Origin of the sequence: Serratia sp. Je.1.23.a, assembly GCF_051129805.1 — a bacterium.
GTDB lineage: Bacteria > Pseudomonadota > Gammaproteobacteria > Enterobacterales > Enterobacteriaceae > Serratia > Serratia liquefaciens.
Genome location: NZ_JBCPSR010000005.1, coordinates 274641 through 293737 on the forward strand (window position 1 = coordinate 274641; position 19097 = coordinate 293737).

The following is a 19097-nucleotide window of genomic DNA, read 5'->3' on the forward strand; positions in this document are numbered from 1 at the left end:
GCGTTAGCGTTAAATAACGATATTGACCCGGTAATAGACCGAAACACGATCCGGTTTCATTCCATCCGGGTAAGCCAGTGGCCAGCCGACGGTCAGTTGACTGCTGAAATAGCGGCTACGGCTCCCCAGGCCCAGGGCGCCGCCCCACAGCGTCCCCGAGGCATTGGCATCCAGCGCGTCACGGTGCAGATAGCCGCCGTCCACCGCCACCAGGGCGTTAATACTGCCGACATACGGCAAGGTCACCAGCGCCCGGTTAACTTCATTACGCCAGTAGCCGCCCTTGTCACCGGAAAGATACTGCTCCTTGAAACCACGTACAGAGCTCTCACCACCGATGGTCAGACGTTCGCTGCCGTATAAGCGGTGATTGCTCCACTGGCTGTACAGGCTGGTGAGGTAAGTCCAATCTTGCGCCAGCGGCAGGTAGTAGCTGCCGGAAAGCGAAAGTTTATGAAATTCGGCGCGAGGGGCTTCCTTGATTTTGCCGCTGTCGTTCTCTGCCCCGAGCCACGGCACCCCGCGGCTGTAAGCCGGGTTCAGGGTGGCGAAACCGCCCAACAGCTTTTGGCTGTGGCTAACACCCAGCGTCACGCTGGTCAGTTTGCGGCTGCTGCTTTCCAGCCGGGTGTCATTGAGATAATTGCGATTGATGCGGTGCGTGACCCCCAGCGACAGGCCGGTTTTCATTTCGCCGTCACGGAACAACACCCGCGAAACGCCCAACCGATGGGTCTGGCTGTCACCGCTGGAACGCCAGTCAAAGCCCTGGTTGTTGAGGGTAGCCAGGTAGTCGCTGTAGGAATAGTTGTAATCCAACGTCCAGTAGCCGTAAGGCAAGCTGAGGCCGGCCTGCACGCTGCGCGCATTGTGATCGTTGGCAAAATCGCTGCTACGGGCACCGGCGACAAACCATTGATCCGCCAGCCCCAGCAGGTTATTGCCGGTCAGCGATCCGTTGATCTGACCGGCACCGGTACTTTTTTGCCCGCTGTTGTCGAACCCTGCCCCCAGCGTCAGAGGAAACTCAGGTTTGGCGCTCAGATTGACCACCGAGTAACCCGGCCGGCTACCCGGCAGAATTTCTATCTGTACCGGCTGCTGACGCAGTCGGTTGATCTGTTCCATGCCTTGTTCGATATCACGCAGATTAAGAATATTGCCCTGCAGGCCCGGGAAGGCCATTTTCAGCATGCGATCGTCTCGTTGCTCAAGCAGAACGTTCTCCAGCTTGCCCTCCAGCACCAGCAACCGCAGCTCGCCGCGCGACAGATCCTGTTCGGTCAGGAATGCGCGGCTGGTGATATAGCCACGGTTGATATACCAATCGGAGATCTGCTGCACCAGCGTCTGGACTTGGCCCAGATTCAGACATTGCTGCAGATAAGGCTGCGTGAGTTTACGTTGTGCACTGGCGGGCAGATGAGCCGCGCCTTCCAGCCGGATATGGGTGATGCTAAAACAAGGTCCGCCAGCGTTGGCGTTGGGTGTTGCAGGGGTCGGCAAGGCCGGCGTCAGGCTACGTTGCAGCTCCTGCCGCTGCTGCTGGTTTTGCTCCAGCAATTCGCGCTGCTGTTGTTGAATGGTGTCACGATCTGCCGGGCTAAGCAGGTTAGCGCCCGCCGCGGAGGAAAAGAAAATGCACAGCAAAGCTGTCGAAAGCCGTTGAGTCACTGAATCCATTCAGAAGATCATCCGTGTGTTTTTTCAGCATTTTAACGACGGAAGGAAGAATGTAACAAGCTGTGAATCATTAGCTGGAGAGGCAATTAGGGCAATCGATACAGAAAGCTCTTAGGGAAAACCGCAGAAAATAGCTTCAAATAGTTAAATCTAATTTATTGATTTACTGAGGCTGGGAAAAACAGTGGATCGCTCTTAATTTAAGCAAAGCCAACTCATTGCCGTTAATGCGATGCAGGCCGCAAAATGGCGTTTGATAGGGGCCGGGATCCGGCCCCAGGAGACGGTTACGCGGTACCGCCAACGGTCAGGGTGTCCAGCTTCAGGGTCGGTTGGCCGACGCCCACCGGCAGGCTTTGCCCCTCTTTGCCACATACACCAACGCCTTTATCCAGCGCCAGATCGTTGCCGACCATTGAAATCTGCTGCATCGCCTCGATACCGGAGCCAATCAGCGTAGCGCCTTTCACCGGTTTGGTGATGCGGCCATTTTCAATCAAATAGGCTTCGGTGGTGGAGAACACGAACTTGCCCGAAGTGATGTCCACCTGACCGCCGCCGAAGTTAGGCGCATACAGCCCGTACTCGACGCTGGCGATGATCTCTTCCGGCGTCGACTTACCCGCCAGCATGTAGGTATTGGTCATGCGCGGCATTGGCAGGTGCGCATAAGACTCGCGGCGGCCGTTACCGGTCGGTGCAACGCCCATCAGGCGCGCATTTAGCTTATCCTGCATGTAGCCTTTCAGGATGCCGTTCTCAATCAGCACGTTGTACTGACCCGGTACGCCTTCGTCATCGATAGCCAGTGACCCACGACGCCCTTGCAGAGTACCGTCATCCACTACGGTGCAAAGCTCGGAAGCCACCAGTTGGCCCATCTGACCACTGAACACCGACGTACCGCGACGGTTGAAGTCACCTTCCAGGCCGTGGCCTACCGCCTCATGCAGCAGTACGCCTGGCCAGCCTGCGCCCAACACCACCGGCATATTGCCCGCCGGCGCCGCAACGGCAGACAGGTTGATCAACGCCATGCGCACCGCCTCTTTGGCGTAGGCATCGGCGCGAACGTCACCCTCGACGATTTCCAGGAAATAATCATAGCCAAAACGACCGCCGCCGCCGCTGGAGCCGCGCTCACGCTTGCCGTCTTGTTCCACCAGCACGCTGACGGACAAACGCACCAAGGGGCGCACGTCCGCCGCCAGGGTGCCGTCAGTAGCAGCGACCAGGATCTGCTCATATACGCCGGTGATACTGGCGCTGACTTCCTGTACGCGCTTATCGGTAGCGCGGGCCACCTTATCAACGCGATGCAGCAAGGCGATTTTTTCTTCACGCGGCAGGCTTTGCAGCGGATCAAGCAGCGGGTACAGCGCCTTATGGCTGATTTCGCCCAGGGTATGTACCTGGCCGTTGCCCTTGTCACGTACGATGCTGCGCGCCGCCTGAGCGCTCTGCTGCAAAGCGTTCAGGGTGATCTGATCGGCATAGGCGAAGCCGGTTTTTTCGCCGCTGACGGCGCGCACCCCGACCCCTTGATCGATATTGTAAGAACCATCCTTGATAATGCCGTCTTCAATCACCCATGCTTCATGGTAGCTCGACTGGAAATAGAGATCGGCATAATCGAGGCGGCGTTCTGCCAGTTGCCCCAGGACGGAAAACAGGTCTTGGTGGCTCAACTTATTCGCAGCAAGTAACTGCTCACTGACAAACGTCAGGCTCATAATTTTTTCACTCTTTAATGGAGGAGTTTTTTTCAAACGGCGCCGTCAGCGACATCTGGAATCTGTTGTGTTGCAACACCGGCATCTGCTCACGAATCGTTTTGAGGCCGGTAGTGTCAACCCGCACTTTCAACGCCGAGACCGCATCCGCGTTTTCGGCCAGCACCTTGCCCCAACCGTCTACCGCCAGCGAGTGACCCCAGGTGCGGCGAGTCGGGCCATGGCTGCCGACCTGCGCCGGCGCCAGGATCACACACTGGTTTTCAATCGCCCTTGCGCGCAGCAGTATTTCCCAGTGCGCTTCGCCGGTCACGCGAGTAAAGGCTGCAGGCACGGAAATCAGTTCAGCGCCCTGCGCTCGCAACGCCTGGAACAGCGCCGGGAAGCGCAAATCGTAGCAGATGGTCATGCCAAGCCGACCGACAGGGGTATCCACTACCGTGAGCTGTTGGCCATGTTGATAGGTGTCCGACTCACGATAATGGCCGTGGGAGTCGTTAATGTCCACGTCGAACATGTGCAGTTTGTCGTAACGCGCCCGGATCTCGCCCTGATCGTCAAACAGCAGGCTGCTGGTAGTGATAAGCGCAGGATTTTCGCGGCTGACCAGCGGCATGGAACCGACCAGCAACCACACGCCATAGCGTCGCGCCATTTCACGCACCGCGTTTTGCAACGGCCCGTCGCCCTGTTGCTCCGCATGCTCACGATAGGCCGCAGAGTTGGCGAACAGCAGCGCATTCTCCGGCGTCATTACCAGTTTTACCCCGGCATTGAGCTGCTTAATCTGCTGTTCAATCTGGGCCAGGTTATCACGCACCCGATCGCCACTGCACAACTGTAACAACGCAACGTTAGCATTTCTCATGACGCCTTATCCTCCTTTGGCTTACGCAACACCTCATTGATCTTCGGCTGATCCAGGCTGCCGCCGATATGGTAACGAATCAGCGAAATCTTGTTCCACAGCGGCCCCAGCACTTTGGACGCGGCAAACACCGCAGCACCGACAATCGGGTTAATCACGAATGCCGTCGCCACGCCGACGGTGGCTGAAATTTCCGGCGCCACCACCGCTTCCATATCAATCTGCCGACGCGCCAGGTCAATTTGCCCGCTCATGGCAATATCCGCTGCCAGCCCGTCAACCAAAAGGTTATCGGTATGCATTATGCCATCTTTCAACCACGAGGTGCTGCGGATGGAGTCAAAGTAGAAGCCTTTGCCGAAGGTATCGCTGAAATCGAACTGCAGCTTGCGTAACAGGGCATCGAAGCTCACCAGACGCAACAGCTGGCCGGCACGACCGCCGCCCATGCTGTCGATTTCGCCCTTGCCCATATTGATTTTCAGCGCGCCACTCAAGGTGTTCAACTGCGGTTTCCACGGCTGGCCGCGCCAGTAGAGATCGAAATCGACGTCATAAGGTGCGCCTTTCAGCGGCGTGGTGATGCCGAAGAAAGCCGCAGTTTCATCAATTTTGGCACCCAGCAGTTTACCTTTCAGCGAGCTGCGCTCTTCCTGGGCATTCTGTTTCCACAAACCGCTGGCGGTCATTCGCCCTTTGCCGGTATCGACTAACCCGTGCGTCAGCAGGAGGGTATCCCCCTGATTGGTCAAATCCGCCTCAACCTTGCCGAGGTTCTGCCCCATCACCCAGCACGACTTACAGCGCAGCATCAGCGACGGCCAGTCGCGGAAGGAAACCTTGTCTGCGGCCACCTGCGCAGCTGCGGTCGCCGTCGGAGTGCTCTTAGCCGCGTCAAACTGCGGGTTGTAATAGAGATAATTGATATCGGCGCGCCACGGCCCCCGGTCCGCCACCCGCAAACTGCCGTCAACCTCATCGCCCTTCGCGCTGACCAGCGTGGCCCCCAGCTGCTTCTCTGCCGACAGCGTCAGCTTATGCCACGCCTGACCGCCTAGCAGCAGCTGTGGCGTTTTTAGTGCGACGGTGGTCGGGAAGTTAAATCCGCCCACCTTGCCCATACCGCCACTTTGTTTCAGCGCCGGTGCCATCAGGCCCAGCCATTTCTCACCGTCCAGCGGCGGCAGGTTAAGCGTCAGCGATTTTCTGTTCGGTAACGGTGGGGTTCCACTACCAGCGGTTTGCCAGGCCGCCCGTGCCAGCGTGACCTGCTGTTTGGCGAAGGTCCATTCGCTGTTGAATTTGTTTTGTTTGCCAGCACTGCCGGTCAGCATGAATCCATTCAGGCCACCTTTCACTTTTACGCTCAGCGGCAATGGCTCACCCGCCGGTTTATCTAATGGCGAAGGTAAGTGACTACTTACTTTCTTAAGGTCCGCATCAACGCCAATGTCATAGCTGGCCGCGCCCTGATGAGGCAAGACAATAGCCACTTGGCCTTGCCAAGGGGCGCTGCCGCTCAGTGCATCGCTCACTTCCTGCGGGATGCCAGGGAATTTGCCCGGTTGCCAGTCAGCTTTCAGGCCAACGTTGACCTTGTAATCGTTTTTCCCTTCCTGAGTGTTGAAATCCACCGCCACCGGCTGTCCAAACCAATTGGCAGACAGGGTATCGCTGCTCAGGTTGCCGTTATCAAAACGGAACTTGCCGCTGACCTTTTGCAGCTCACTGTCGATAGGCTTCACCAACAGTGAGTTATTGTTCAGCGCGACTTCACCGGTGGCACGCACCAGCTCGCCGTTCAAGGGAATATCGAGGTGTAAGCGCCCACTGACATTACCACCAATCTGCAGTTCGTCCAGGGCCGAGCCCAATGAATCGTGCAGCGGAGTCTGTTTGAAATAGTCATGGATCTCTCCCCCCTGGCCCGCGACCTCGGCATCCACCAACAAACGCTCTTTCAGGTAGTCCGGAATGACGGCACTGACATTTTTGCCATCGACTTTACCCAATTTGGTTTGCGGAGCATTCATCCACAGCCCCTCATTGGCGAAGTCGAGATCGATAGCCAGATCGGTCAACGCCGGCCAATCCGGTTGGAACTGGAAGGTGGAATGACGCAGCGGGACAAACACCTCAAACTGACCTTCGTTTTTGCGGTACGGGAAATGCTGCGGATCGCCGTTGTAGATCAGCGTGGCGTTATCCACCTGCCCACCCTGGATGGCGCCGCTGAGGTAATCCACCAGATGCTTGCCCATCAGGGGCTCAGGGAAGTAGCGCCAGGCGTCCGCGCCGTCGTACAGACGGATACCTGCCAGAATATTCAGCCACGGGTCGCCTTTGGCCGGCTGCTGATAGCGGAAGTCACCGTTAACCCACAGCGATTTGGCTTTCACATCCAGGTTTTGGCTCGCCAGTTCCCAGCCCTGGTCATTGTTCTGCCAGGTCAGAGCCCCCCGCGCGCTGCTGATTTCCAGAGGTGCCCGGAACATATCGCCGTACGGCAGGGTGCTGTTATTGAGATCAAGCTGCAGACGACCATTTTCCACACCGCCACTCAGTGCGCCGGAGAAGTGATTCACGCCGGGCAACAGTTTCCAGTGCTGCCAGCTAACGTCCTGCCAGAGGGCCTGGAAACGCGTTTTTTCCGGTTGTTTCAGCGGGATATCCAACGCCAGCGCGTTGACCTTGCCTTGCGGCTGCAGATCGTTCCAGCGATCCAACACGTCCGGGCTGAGGAAAGAGAAGGTCGGCAGTAGCGCGGCCAGGCGCTCAAGCTGAATGTCAGTGGCGCGCACGCGCAGCTCTTCGGTTTGCCCTGGCCCCAGGAATTCGGTGTTTTCCGGCAACCACAGCGCAGACAGTTTACCCTGCGGCCAGGCCTGACCGTCGGTGGCCAGGTTCAACTGCGGAACGTCCACCTGCCAGCCGGTACCCTGACGGCTGAGCGTCAGCGCCAGGTTGTCCACGTCGAGCCGGTGAGCTTGAGTCCCCACGTTCCAGTTGGCCGCCCCCTGTTTCAGTAATGCACTGCCGGTGGCGATTTCACCATTTTGGATCTGCAGCCAGGCCGCCAGACTGAAGTCTGCGCTTTCCAGCCCGGTATTGGCACGCAGCCAACGGGTGAACCAGGGCTTCATATCGATATTGTCGGCCTGCATATAGACAGTGCCGGTATTCAATAGCCCTTGGTTATCACGCAGATCCATGCGCAGTTGCACCACACCATGCTGACCGTTCAGCGTCGACAGGCTGATCTGCCCTTCTGCCCGGTGACGATCGCGGCCGTTCAGCCAGGTCAACTGCGGGATTTCGAATTCGGCACGCGCGCCGGCGGGCGTCAGGAATGAGATGCGGCTGTCGCGCAGGTCGAAATGATCCAGCTGATGCAGCAGCAAATCGGTGATTTTACCCGGTTCGATGGTGCTACCCTGGTGCTCATCGCCGCCCAGCGTGGTGTTAAGATCGAACTGGAGTTGGTGAAAGGTAAGATCGCGGAACTGCCAGCGCAAATGCAGCAGCGATTGCCACACGTCCAGCGCCAAGGTCACGCGTTCAATCTTCAGATTGCTTTTGGGCAGCGTGGCGCGCACGTTGCGCATTTCAAGCTGTGGGCCAAAAGTTTCCCAACTGCCCTGGATGAAATCGACCTGTACGGGCACGCCGGAGAGGCTTTCAACCTTTGCCAGCAATTGAGGGCGATAGTTGTTCAGTTCAGGCAGCGCCAGACGCAGCCCGCTGATCAGCAACGCCACGATGACAATCAGAGTGGCGCCTGTAGCTAACAAAATCCCAGGCAGTCGCCTCACGCAGTTCTCCTTGCTTCCGCTGCCTGGCAACGGGAATATCTATGCACGATGGGGCTCAGTATGCTGAGCCCCACTCATGTCTGACTTTAGCCACCAACGGGCGAACTACATCATGACAACGTCAAATTGTTCCTGGCTGTATAAAGGTTCGATTTGTACCTTCACCTGCTTGCCCACAAAGATTTCCACTTCGGCCAGCGCATGGGACTCTTCGCTTTTCAGCGCCTCCCCCACCGCCGCAGAGGCGTAAACCAGGAAACGATCTGAATCATAAGCATGGTGCACGCGCACAATTTCACGCAAAATTTCGTAGCACACGGTTTCCACTGTTTTCACCGTGCCGCGTCCCTGACAGGTAGGACAATCGTTACACAGCACATGTTCAATGCTTTCCCGCGTACGTTTACGCGTCATTTCCACTAAGCCTAGCTGAGAGAAGCCGTTGATCGTGGTTTTTACCCGATCTTTACTCAGCGCCAGCTCCAGCGAATGCAACACCCGGCGACGGTGCTCCTCATTGTTCATGTCAATGAAGTCAATGATGATAATGCCGCCCAAGTTGCGCAGCCGCAGTTGGCGGGCAATGGCCTGGGTCGCTTCGATATTGGTGTTGAAGATGGTTTCGTCGAGATTGCGGTGGCCGACAAAGGCGCCGGTATTGATATCCACGGTCGTCATCGCCTCGGTCTGATCGATGATCAGATAACCGCCGGACTTCAGCTCGACCTTGCGCTCCAGCGCACGCTGTATCTCGTTTTCGACGTCGTACAGATCGAAGATTGGCTGGCTGCCGGTGTACAGCTCCAGCTTGGCGGTGATATCCGGGATGTACTCACCGGTAAACTCCACCAGCAGATCGTGGGTCAGGCGGGAATCCACGCGGATCCGGTCCAGCGCCGCGCCGGCGAAGTCACGCAAAATGCGCTGCGCCAACGCCAACTCACCGTATAATTTGTATTTGGTCTGGTTGCGTTTTTTACGCTCCATCACCTTGGTCCACAGGCGTTTGAGGAAAGCGGCGTCCTGCGCCAACTCTTCTTCGCCAATGCCTTCAGCCGCGGTGCGGATGATAAAGCCGCCCAGCTCATCACAGTAACCGGCCACCGCTTTTTTCAGGCGATCGCGCTCGGCTTCACTTTCTATACGTTGCGAAACGCCAACGTGCGCCGCCCCCGGCATAAACACCAGGTAACGCGAAGGCAAAGTAATGTCGGTGGTCAGGCGTGCACCCTTGGTGCCGAGCGGATCTTTCACCACCTGGACCATCAGATCCTGTCCCTGGCGCACCAGTTCGGCAATGTCACGCACGTGGAAATTTTTCTGCTCATCGCCGGCGACACATTCCGTGTGCGGCATGATATCGGAAGCGTGCAGGAAGGCCGCTTTATCCAGGCCGATATCGACGAATGCCGCCTGCATGCCCGGCAACACGCGGCTTACGCGCCCTTTATAAATATTGCCGACGATGCCGCGCTTGGATTCGCGTTCGATATGGATCTCTTGCAGGATGCCGCCATCAATATAGGCAACCCGCGTTTCAGACGGTGTGATATTAACCAGTAGCTCAGCTGTCATGCCTTCTCCTCAGAGCCGGTCGATAATGGCAGCGCCCATCAACCGGTTCTTACATCACGTAATGCGACAAAATTACTGAGCAGCTCATGTGTTTCGACTAACGGCAGGCCCATCACCGCATGATAACTCCCGGTTATCGTTCTGACGAAACAACCACCCTTTCCTTGAATTCCGTAGGCGCCCGCTTTATCCATCGGCTCGCCCGTAGCAATATAGTCGCAGATATCCTGCTGTGACAGGTTGCGGAATGTCACGTCCGTCACCACCAGTTGGCACAGAACGTCATGGCGATCGGCGATCGCCACCGCAGTCATCACTTGATGCTGTTTACCCGACAGCGCCGCCAGCATTTGTGCCGCGTGCGTCTCGTCCTGAGGTTTTTCCAACACCCGGCCATTGAGCACCACAATGGTATCGGCACCCAGCACCGGCCACGCCTGCGGTGCCAGCGCCACGCCGGCTTTGGCCTTATCCTGCGCCAAACGGCGCACATAGGCTTCCGCGGATTCCCCTTCCTGCCGCTGCTCTTCGGTATCCGTCAGGATAACTTCAAAGGGGACGTCCAACAGGGTCAGTAATTCATGTCGACGGGGAGAGCCGGAGGCCAGATAAAGCGAAGTCATTGTTATACCCTTACTGTACGGCGAACTGACGGCGAATTTTTCGCATCAACAGGAACAACCAAGGCCACAGGATGCCGTTTACCACACTACTCCAGAACACCTCTGGGCGGAAAGAAACGTTGATCACTAAAAACTCGGCCCAGAACACCACAACGTCCATCGCCAGTGACAGCAGCACGACGATCAGCGCCTGTTGCCAGAGCGCCATATTGCGGAACAGTTGGAATTTGAACGCCACAAGATAGGCAATAATACCTAACGCCAGCGCGCGTACGCCCAGCGTGGAACCGAGGATCAGATCCATAATCAGCCCCAGCACGAAGCCGGTGCCGACGTTAACCCGATGAGGCAACGCCATCACCCAGTAGATCAGGATCAAAGCCAGCCAGGAGGGACGGAACATGTAGATCTGTTCCGGCCACGGCATGATTTGCAGCACCAGCGCCACCAGGAATGACAGCCAGATTATCCAGCGCCCGTTGCTGCGGTAACGATTCATTGCGTGACTCCCGCAGCAGGAGCAGCGGTTTGTACCGCGGCCCCGGTTGCCGGAGCAGGCAGAGGCAGTTGCGGCCCCACCGCATCAGCCGGCGGCAGAACCTGCGGCATCATCTGCATCAGACGCTCATTGGCGACGCGATGAACTTCATCGGGCGGCAACGGCATGTCGCCGTTACGATCGGCCCCCCACAGCAGCAGCAGATAGCGCAAGCGCTGTAACCCTGCGGTTGGTCGAGCCTGAATCACGGTATAGGCGCGCTGATTATCCACTTTGACCGAGGACACCACCGCCACCGGATAGCCTTCAGGGAAGCGACCACCAAGGCCGGATGTGACCAGCACATCACCCACGCGGATATCGGTATTGTTCGGCAGATGTTCAAGCTGTAAATCGTCGGCACAGCCGCTGCCTGCGGCGATCACGCGGATATCGTTGCGCAGCACCTGAATTGGCAGCGCATGTGAAGCATCGCAGATCAGCAACACGCGGCTGGTGACTTTAGCCACCGCCACCACCTGGCCCACTACGCCTTTATCACTGATGACCGGCTGGCCTTCATAAACGCCGTTATCCGATCCTTTGTCGATCACTACCTGATCGCTGTAAGGATCCGAGCCGGTCGAGATCACCTGGGTGACCATTTTGTGTTCGTCCTGGCGCAGCGGCGAGCCTAACAGCTCACGCAAGCGGGCGTTTTCCTGCTTGAATTGGCCAAGAAGAAGAATATCGCTGTTTTTCAGCAGCAGTTCCTGCCGCAGAGCCCGGTTTTCCAGCTCCAGCTGTTGGCGGGTAGCCAGCGTTTCTGAAACGCTGTCCAAAACTTTACGTGGCCCATTGGCCAAAAAATAGAAAGGGCTGACGGCCGTGTCCATGTAGTTACGTATTTTCACGAACGTACCGAGACGGCTATCGGCAACGATCAGGCCAATGGCCACGATCACCGCCAAAAAAAGTCGTAGTTGCAGGGAAGGCCCCCTGCTAAAAATCGGCTTCATAAATTATGCGTGTTCCTCGACAACAGAAAGAGGAACCGTACCTGATTTTCGCTTTGCGCATTCACCCGATACGATTCCTCCTTCTTGGGGCTGACTATTCTTCGCTGAACAAATCGCCGCCATGCATGTCGATCATTTCCAACGCCTTGCCACCGCCGCGGGCTACGCAGGTCAGCGGATCTTCTGCCACGACCACCGGAATGCCGGTTTCTTCCATCAGCAGGCGATCCAGGTTGCGCAGCAATGCGCCACCGCCGGTCAACACCATGCCGCGTTCGGAAATGTCGGAAGCCAGCTCTGGTGGACACTGCTCCAGCGCCACCATCACCGCACTGACGATGCCGGTCAACGGCTCCTGCAGCGCTTCAAGGATTTCATTGGAATTCAGGGTAAAGCCACGTGGCACGCCCTCAGCCAGGTTACGGCCGCGAACTTCGATTTCATGCACTTCATCGCCCGGATAAGCGGAACCGATGCCATGCTTGATACGTTCGGCAGTTGCTTCACCGATCAGTGAGCCGTAGTTACGACGCACGTAATTAATGATAGCTTCGTCGAAACGGTCACCACCGATACGTACAGAAGAAGAGTAGACCACACCGTTCAGTGAGATCACGGCCACTTCAGTGGTACCGCCACCGATATCCACCACCATGGAACCTGTCGCTTCAGAAACCGGCAGGCCGGCACCGATTGCGGCAGCCATAGGTTCTTCAATCAGAAACACCTCACGCGCACCGGCCCCTTGGGCAGATTCGCGGATGGCGCGGCGCTCAACTTGAGTTGCGCCAACCGGCACACACACCAGCACGCGCGGGCTTGGCCGCATGAAGCTGTTGCTGTGAACCTGTTTAATAAAGTGCTGCAGCATTTTTTCGGTCACGAAGAAATCGGCGATCACGCCGTCTTTCATCGGACGAATAGCCGCGATGTTGCCGGGCGTACGCCCCAGCATTTGTTTAGCCTCATGACCCACGGCCGCAACGCTCTTGGGTGAACCGGCACGATCCTGGCGAATGGCAACCACCGACGGTTCGTTCAGTACAATGCCTTGCCCTTTAACATAAATCAGGGTATTGGCGGTACCCAAGTCGATGGACAAGTCATTGGAAAACATGCCACGAAATTTCTTAAACATAACTAAAGGATAATCCTGCAAGCTGGGGGCGGAAAATAAAATCCGCCTACTTTACCAACCACACGAAGCAGCGACAAGGCGCAAAAACGTTCTACTTCGGTGAAAAATAGTCTGTATTGTTTCTGCTCGAATGCACGGAAATTGGATGAGGCCTGAATTCCCTGAACAAAGGCTCAGTTTACCACCCTGTCAGCGCACGAAACGGCGTAACACAGCTCATAAAATCTAACATATTCCCTGATTGCCGCTGGTGGTAAGCACCTACCAACGTTCAACAGAAAAGGACTGACAAGAGCCTATATCAAATAGGCGTCATTGTCGCAGGCAGTTTGGGGGTTATCCCAAAATGACAGAGAAAAAAGCCCAGATGAATTGGCGCTCATTCTACGTTAATTTTTGTTCGGTATTCAGGTTAAACACGATAACGACGCGAATATTTTTTACGCCCGACGTCTATCGGTTCCGGCGACGCGAAAAAGTCGCCCTGTCCACCGAGGATCCCCCGCTCTTTCAGCGTCTGCCACTCATTACGCGTCCGCACGCTGGCGGCGAAAACCTGAGTGCTGGTGCCTTCACAGGCGCCGGTCAGGCTCTGAACGAACAGCTGATTTTCATCACGCTTATCAATACTCCGCACCAGACCCGGATGGAGCTTAACCAATTCCACCGGTAAGGACTTGATATAGGAGGTACTTACCACGGTTAACCCGGCCTGGGACACCGCCAGACGACAGCCCAGCCCTGACAGTAACTTCAGTACCGGACGTAAACGGTCGATATGTTGACACACGTCTGCCTCTGCAAGTTCAATCAGAATTCGCCGACGATGACTTTTTTCACACTGTAACAGGCTATCACGCAGCCAACGCTGGAAACTACGCTGCAACAGTGAGTCTACGCTCAGCGTAAAGGCCAATGTCTCTTCGGGCCACAGCGTCAGTAAAGGAAGAATACGGCTCAGATGTTGACGATCGTAGCTTTCCGCCAGCCCTAACTGCCGCACCAGAGGCATATACTCCGATGGCAGCAGTTCCTGGGTGCCATCGTAGATCCGGCTCATGATCTCACGGTGATGCACTTCCCCTTCTACCGTCACCGCCGGTTTCTGATACAAACGCGGGCCTCCCCGCGCCAGTACCTGCTCCAGCAGGGTGCGCCACTTGACGCTGCCGCGCCCTTTTTCCGGCACCTGGCTGTCATAAACGTACCAGCCGTTTTCGCCTTGCAACGTAGCATGGCGCGTTGCCTGCTCCGCGTAATCGATCACCTGTTCGGTGGTTTGTCCGCTGCGGTACGCCACGATGCCAATGTGCAGGAATGCTTCACGATCGATAAGCGCCGTTGAAGGCAAGGCATCAATCGCGTTCACCAACTGCGAAGCAATGCCATCCGCCTCTTTCAGGGTTCGATGCGGTAACAATACGGTGAAATCGCTGTGGAAATAACGTGCCAGCAGCGCCGCCGGATAACGCATCACGAAGGTCGACAACAGATTGACCAGCGAGTACATCAGTTCCTGCACCGCGCCGTTGCCGTGAATTTCCCGCAGCGTGTCGAAATCGGGCAACCGCACCATCATCACAATGCCGTGCGAGCCTTCCTCTTCCAGTTGAGTGGTCAGTTGGTTGTCGAAGAACAAGCGGTTGTTGAGGCCGGTTTTCGCGTCCTGAGCGGCAAAGGCGCGGATCAAGGTATCGACCCGGCTGCGCTCCTCGCGCGCTTCCGCCAAATCTGCCAGCAAGCGATCGAGCGCGCCACTGACGTTCGCCGGCCATTCGCGCATATCGCCCTGCATCACGCTCTCTCTTTCACCGTTAAGAATGCGCCGTGCGCGGCGTTCCAGCCGATCCTCTCCGTCGGCCTGATCGCGCAGCCAGCGCAGGCTAAACAGCAAGATCACCACCATCACAACGATCGAAAGCGTCACGGCGGCGGTAGATTGCAACGAGCGTACGTCGCTGGCGAAGGGATCAACATAAGTGATATGCAGTGAAGCGCCGGGATGCTGCATCAGCGGCAGAGCCACCTGCCGGTAGCCATTAAGCGATTCCCAGGGCAGCTTCAGCGTCTGCAATTTATAAGAGAGGAGATTGCTGTGGCTGGTATCCACGCTGACAGCCACAATGCCCAGGGGGCGCATTACCAGCGGCAACCAGCGTTTCTGTTCCTCTGGGGACTCATGCAGCATCGCCTGATCGAGCGAGGTCATCAGCGACTCGAAGCGGCGTTCCAGACGATCCTGAGTGACGTAAAAGAAGCTGTATGAGCAGCCCATCAGCATCAAAAACATCGCCAAAGCAACAAGCAAGGTGATCAATGCAGAGAGTTTGGTGGTGAATCGCATCCCTGTGCCTTGTCCGGTATGGTTACGTGAGTTTTCACCTTTGGAAGTATAAAGGCCCCGAATCCGCTCAAATGAATCCAACACAATATCCTGATTTTTTTAATGAATAGCGGGTACCGCTCCGGCGATACCCGTTGTCGGTTCACGCCACCCAAGCTACCAAGCCTCGACAACGAAGAAAACCTTCAATCACCCTTTTTTGTCTTTTATCAGGACATAAATTTCTTATATGCATATAGTCAATTAAATCTGGTTCAGCCATCCATGGCAAAAATGCAAACAAGAGGAAGAGTGACATGCGTGCACTGTTATTGGAACAACAAGGCGATCAAACTCTGGCTCACATTAAGGATATCAGCAGCGATCTGCTGCCCGGCGGCGATGTCCTGGTAGACGTCAACTGGTCCAGCCTCAACTATAAAGATGCGTTGGCGATCACCGGCAAAGGCAAGATCGTGCGTAACTTCCCGATGGTGCCAGGCATCGATTTCGCCGGTACGGTACGCGAAAGCCGCGACGATCGTTTTAAAGAAGGCCAAAGCGTGGTGCTTACCGGTTGGGGCGTGGGTGAAAACCACTGGGGTGGCCTGGCCGAACAGGCACGAGTCTCAGGCGAATGGCTGGTGCCCTTGCCAAACGGGCTGGATGAACGCAAAGCGATGATCCTGGGTACCGCCGGCTTTACCGCCATGCTGTGCGTGATGGCGCTGGAAGAAGGCGGCGTACACCCGGATGACGGCGATATTCTGGTTACCGGTGCCAGCGGCGGCGTGGGCAGCACAGCCATCGCCATTCTGGCGGCGTTGGGCTATCACGTCACCGCCATCAGCGGCCGCGAGAGCAATACCGAGTATCTGAAAGCGCTGGGCGCCAAAGAAGTCCTGTCGCGCGACGGCTACCTGGAAGCCCCGCGTCCGCTGGAAAAGCAACTCTGGGCCGGGGCAGTCGATACCGTTGGCGACACGCTGCTGGCACGAGTACTGGCGCAGATGAATTATAACGGCACGGTCGCCGCCTGTGGCCTGGCCGGTGGCTATCACCTGCCCACCACGGTGATGCCGTTTATCCTGCGCAACGTTCGCCTGCAGGGCGTGGACTCGGTGCATACGCCACTGCATCGCCGCCAAACCGCCTGGGAACGGCTAGCCGGTATTTTGCCGGACAGTTTCTACCAACAGGCCACCCAGGAAATCACTTTGGAACAGGCACCGGCCACCGCCGCCGCGCTGCTGAATCATCAAGTGACCGGTCGCACTCTGGTTAAAATCCGCTAAAGCTTAAATCGCCCCCCGGCAACGGGGGGAACATCCGCCTGCGAAATTTCATATTTTCCCGCGCCCTCTCGCATATGGTCTGATTTCACGCCATGCTTACAACACAGATACCCCAGCATACTGTAGGGGCGTTGCATGCTGCGTCCGCGTTAATCGGGCTCAGAAGGTTACCCCCTACAGTCACTCTGACGGGAGCAGGTTTGAGTACCCGCACCTGAAAGGCGGCGGGGATGAAACGCGGAGAAAACACCATGAGAAAGCCCCCTAAATTGACCGAAGCCGATGTCACGCCCGAGAGCGTGTTCCATCAGCGGCGCAAAGTGCTGCAGGCGTTGGGTATCACCGCCGCGTCGCTGGCCTTGCCGCATAATGCGCAGGCCGATTTGCTGTCATGGTTCAAAGGCAACGATCGGCCCAAGGCCCCCGCCGGCAAACCGCTGGCATTCAGCAAGCCTGCGGCCTGGCAGGCGCAACTGGCCATGACGCCGGAAGACAAAGTCACCGGTTACAACAACTTCTACGAATTCGGTCTGGATAAAGCCGATCCTGCCGCGAATGCCGGCGGCCTGAAAACCGAAGGCTGGAAAGTACGTATCGACGGCGAAGTCGCCAAACCGATCACATTGGATATCGATGACTTGATCAAACGCTTCCCGCTGGAACAACGCATCTACCGTATGCGCTGCGTGGAGGCCTGGTCGATGGTCGTGCCCTGGATAGGCTTTGAGCTGGGTAAGTTGATCAAGCTGGCGGAGCCGAACAGCAATGCCCGCTACGTCGCTTTCCAAACGCTGTACGATCCGGAGCAGATGCCGGGCCAGAAGGATCGTTTTATCGGCGGTGGGCTGAAATACCCTTATGTTGAAGGGCTGCGTCTCGATGAGGCCATGAACCCATTGGCCCTGCTGACCGTCGGCGTATACGGCAAAACGCTGCCGCCGCAAAACGGTGCGCCGCTGCGGTTGATCACCCCCTGGAAATACGGCTTTAAAGGCATTAAGTCGATAGTCCATATCCGTTTGGTGCGCGATCAGCCGCCCACCACCTGGAATGAATCTGCGCCGAATGAGTACGGCTTCTATGCCAACGTAAACCCGAACGTCGATCATCCACGCTGGTCACAGGCCACCGAACGCTTTATCGGTTCCGGCGGCATCCTGGACGTTAAACGCCAACCCACGCTGCTGTTTAACGGCTATGGCGAACAGGTAGCGTCGCTGTACCGCGGCCTGGATCTAAGGGAGAATTTTTAGGTGCGTTTAACTCCGGCTCATATCAAGTGGATTAAGGTCGCCATTTATCTGGCGGCATTCTTGCCTTTTCTCTGGCTGGTGCTGTCGGTGGACCAGGGTTGGTTCAGCGCCGATCCGGCCAAAGACATTCAACACTTTACCGGCAGAATGACGTTGAAACTGTTGCTGGCGACCTTGATGATTGCGCCACTGGCGCGCTATGCCCGGCAACCGCTGCTGATTCGCTGTCGTCGTCTGGTGGGACTATGGTGTTTTGCCTGGGGCACGCTGCATCTGATAAGCTATTCGACGCTGGAGCTGGGGCTGAGCAATATCGGCCTGCTGGGGCGTGAACTGGTCACCCGCCCTTACCTGACGCTCGGCATTGTCAGTTGGCTGATCCTGCTGGCGCTGGCCGCAACCTCCACGCTGTGGGCGATGCGTAAACTGGGGGCCAAATGGCAGACGTTGCATAATCTGGTCTATCTGGTGGCGATCCTGGCACCGATTCACTACCTGTGGTCGGTAAAAACCTTTTCGCCGCAGCCCTTCATTTATGCTCTGCTGGCCGTCGCGCTACTGGCGCTGCGATACAAGAAATTCCGCAATTGGTGGCGTTAAAAGCCGGAACTTTTCTGTGTTCTACCCCTCATAATGCAATATCGCCCTGGCCAGTTTACTGATTTAGGGTTGAATATCTTCGCTGATAAGACCAGTATTTAGCTGCGAATTGCTACGATATCGTTATAATGCCCGACCTTGTTCCTGTTCTCAGGGTGAATTTTCCCCTTAATAGGTGACAAATCTGTGACGTCGGGTTATTTTCTACGATGATGGTTTTATTGCCGGAGATACCAGCACAATGGCGGATAAGTTTCACATTTTGCTTCTGAACGGCCCCAATCTGAATCTGCTGGGGACGCGTGAGCCGGAGAAGTACGGCAGCACGACGTTAACAGAGATTGTTAACGGATTGGAAAACCAGGCATCCGCACTGGATATTACCCTGAGCCATCTGCAGTCTAACGCCGAACATGCGCTGATCGACCGCATACATCAGGCGCGCGGCAACACAGATTTTATTCTGATTAACCCTGCCGCGTTCACGCATACCAGCGTGGCGCTGCGTGATGCATTGCTGGCGGTGCAGATCCCGTTTATCGAGATCCACCTCTCCAACGTGCATGCCCGAGAGCCTTTCCGCCATCACTCTTACCTCTCCGATATTGCGGTAGGCGTGATTTGCGGCCTCGGCGCGGATGGCTACACATTTGCTTTACAGGCAGCGGTTAACCGTCTGTCGAAAACCCACTAATTG

At 56.6% G+C, this 19097-nt stretch carries 14 protein-coding genes; 4 read left to right on the top strand and 10 right to left on the bottom strand.

Translation table 11 applies throughout. The features are described from left to right. Positions 1 to 9: 9 nt before the first annotated feature. The 10 genes from AAZT04_RS18640 to csrD all read right to left on the bottom strand — a co-directional run bounded on the left by AAZT04_RS18640 (position 10) and on the right by csrD (position 15273). Positions 10 to 1683 (bottom strand): ShlB/FhaC/HecB family hemolysin secretion/activation protein, encoded by a 1674-nt coding sequence (locus tag AAZT04_RS18640; protein ID WP_262259221.1) that lies wholly within the window; start codon positions 1681 to 1683, stop codon positions 10 to 12. Positions 1684 to 1970: 287 nt separating this feature from the next. After that, complete coding sequence (gene tldD / locus AAZT04_RS18645) at positions 1971 to 3416, bottom strand: metalloprotease TldD (protein WP_046372542.1); 1446 nt, start codon at positions 3414 to 3416, stop codon at positions 1971 to 1973. Between the two features lie 7 nt (positions 3417 to 3423). Then, positions 3424 to 4284, bottom strand: coding sequence for a deaminated glutathione amidase (gene nit1, locus AAZT04_RS18650; protein WP_020832065.1), 861 nt, complete (start codon positions 4282 to 4284; stop codon positions 3424 to 3426). Beyond that, on the bottom strand, positions 4281 to 8096 hold the full coding sequence (gene yhdP, locus AAZT04_RS18655) for an AsmA2 domain-containing protein YhdP (RefSeq protein WP_434681282.1): 3816 nt from the start codon (positions 8094 to 8096) through the stop codon (positions 4281 to 4283). The genes nit1 and yhdP overlap by 4 nt, the downstream gene beginning before the upstream one ends. A 105-nt stretch (positions 8097 to 8201) precedes the next feature. Then, the gene (gene rng, locus AAZT04_RS18660; protein WP_020832068.1) at positions 8202 to 9671 is read right to left on the bottom strand and encodes a ribonuclease G; all 1470 of its coding nucleotides are present in this window, start codon (positions 9669 to 9671) and stop codon (positions 8202 to 8204) included. A gap of 38 nt (positions 9672 to 9709) precedes the next feature. After that, on the bottom strand, positions 9710 to 10294 hold the full coding sequence (locus AAZT04_RS18665) for a Maf family protein (RefSeq protein ID WP_129941626.1): 585 nt from the start codon (positions 10292 to 10294) through the stop codon (positions 9710 to 9712). Positions 10295 to 10304: 10 nt separating this feature from the next. Continuing rightward, positions 10305 to 10793: a rod shape-determining protein MreD gene (mreD, locus tag AAZT04_RS18670; RefSeq protein WP_012147104.1), complete on the bottom strand. Its 489-nt coding sequence runs from the start codon at positions 10791 to 10793 to the stop codon at positions 10305 to 10307. Beyond that, positions 10790 to 11791, bottom strand: a complete 1002-nt coding sequence (gene mreC, locus AAZT04_RS18675; protein ID WP_041415027.1) for a rod shape-determining protein MreC — start codon at positions 11789 to 11791, stop codon at positions 10790 to 10792. Before mreC ends, mreD begins: the two co-directional genes overlap by 4 nt. Positions 11792 to 11885: 94 nt before the next feature. After that, the gene (gene mreB / locus AAZT04_RS18680; RefSeq protein ID WP_012147106.1) at positions 11886 to 12929 is read right to left on the bottom strand and encodes a rod shape-determining protein MreB; all 1044 of its coding nucleotides are present in this window, start codon (positions 12927 to 12929) and stop codon (positions 11886 to 11888) included. A 412-nt stretch (positions 12930 to 13341) separates the two neighbouring features. Further along, positions 13342 to 15273 carry an RNase E specificity factor CsrD gene (gene csrD / locus AAZT04_RS18685; protein WP_115060640.1) on the bottom strand — a complete coding sequence of 644 codons (1932 nt, stop codon included), beginning with the start codon at positions 15271 to 15273 and terminating at the stop codon, positions 13342 to 13344. A gap of 296 nt (positions 15274 to 15569) precedes the next feature. Between csrD and acuI the strand changes: the two genes are divergently transcribed. From acuI to aroQ, 4 genes are all read left to right on the top strand, one after another. Continuing rightward, positions 15570 to 16547 (top strand): acrylyl-CoA reductase (NADPH), encoded by a 978-nt coding sequence (gene acuI, locus AAZT04_RS18690; RefSeq protein ID WP_046372538.1) that lies wholly within the window; start codon positions 15570 to 15572, stop codon positions 16545 to 16547. A 251-nt stretch (positions 16548 to 16798) separates the two neighbouring features. Continuing rightward, entirely contained in the window at positions 16799 to 17800 is a 1002-nt protein-coding gene (gene msrP / locus AAZT04_RS18695) for a protein-methionine-sulfoxide reductase catalytic subunit MsrP (protein ID WP_046374957.1), read from the top strand. Beyond that, entirely contained in the window at positions 17801 to 18400 is a 600-nt protein-coding gene (gene msrQ, locus AAZT04_RS18700) for a protein-methionine-sulfoxide reductase heme-binding subunit MsrQ (RefSeq protein ID WP_020832077.1), read from the top strand. A 241-nt stretch (positions 18401 to 18641) separates the two neighbouring features. After that, positions 18642 to 19094 carry a type II 3-dehydroquinate dehydratase gene (gene aroQ, locus AAZT04_RS18705; RefSeq protein WP_020832079.1) on the top strand — a complete coding sequence of 151 codons (453 nt, stop codon included), beginning with the start codon at positions 18642 to 18644 and terminating at the stop codon, positions 19092 to 19094. Positions 19095 to 19097 lie beyond the last annotated feature (3 nt).

Excerpts from the sequence above, each read along its gene's own strand:
- AAZT04_RS18640 (WP_262259221.1), bottom strand. The coding sequence starts at position 1,683 with ATGGATTCAGTGACTCAACGGCTTTCGACAGCTTTGCTGTGCATTTTC.
- tldD (WP_046372542.1), bottom strand. The coding sequence starts at position 3,416 with ATGAGCCTGACGTTTGTCAGTGAGCAGTTACTTGCTGCGAATAAGTTG.
- nit1 (WP_020832065.1), bottom strand. The coding sequence starts at position 4,284 with ATGAGAAATGCTAACGTTGCGTTGTTACAGTTGTGCAGTGGCGATCGG.
- rng (WP_020832068.1), bottom strand. The coding sequence starts at position 9,671 with ATGACAGCTGAGCTACTGGTTAATATCACACCGTCTGAAACGCGGGTT.
- AAZT04_RS18665 (WP_129941626.1), bottom strand. The coding sequence starts at position 10,294 with ATGACTTCGCTTTATCTGGCCTCCGGCTCTCCCCGTCGACATGAATTA.
- mreD (WP_012147104.1), bottom strand. The coding sequence starts at position 10,793 with ATGAATCGTTACCGCAGCAACGGGCGCTGGATAATCTGGCTGTCATTC.
- mreC (WP_041415027.1), bottom strand. The coding sequence starts at position 11,791 with ATGAAGCCGATTTTTAGCAGGGGGCCTTCCCTGCAACTACGACTTTTT.
- mreB (WP_012147106.1), bottom strand. The coding sequence starts at position 12,929 with ATGTTTAAGAAATTTCGTGGCATGTTTTCCAATGACTTGTCCATCGAC.
- csrD (WP_115060640.1), bottom strand. The coding sequence starts at position 15,273 with ATGCGATTCACCACCAAACTCTCTGCATTGATCACCTTGCTTGTTGCT.
- acuI (WP_046372538.1), top strand. The coding sequence starts at position 15,570 with ATGCGTGCACTGTTATTGGAACAACAAGGCGATCAAACTCTGGCTCAC.
- msrP (WP_046374957.1), top strand. The coding sequence starts at position 16,799 with ATGAGAAAGCCCCCTAAATTGACCGAAGCCGATGTCACGCCCGAGAGC.
- aroQ (WP_020832079.1), top strand. The coding sequence starts at position 18,642 with ATGGCGGATAAGTTTCACATTTTGCTTCTGAACGGCCCCAATCTGAAT.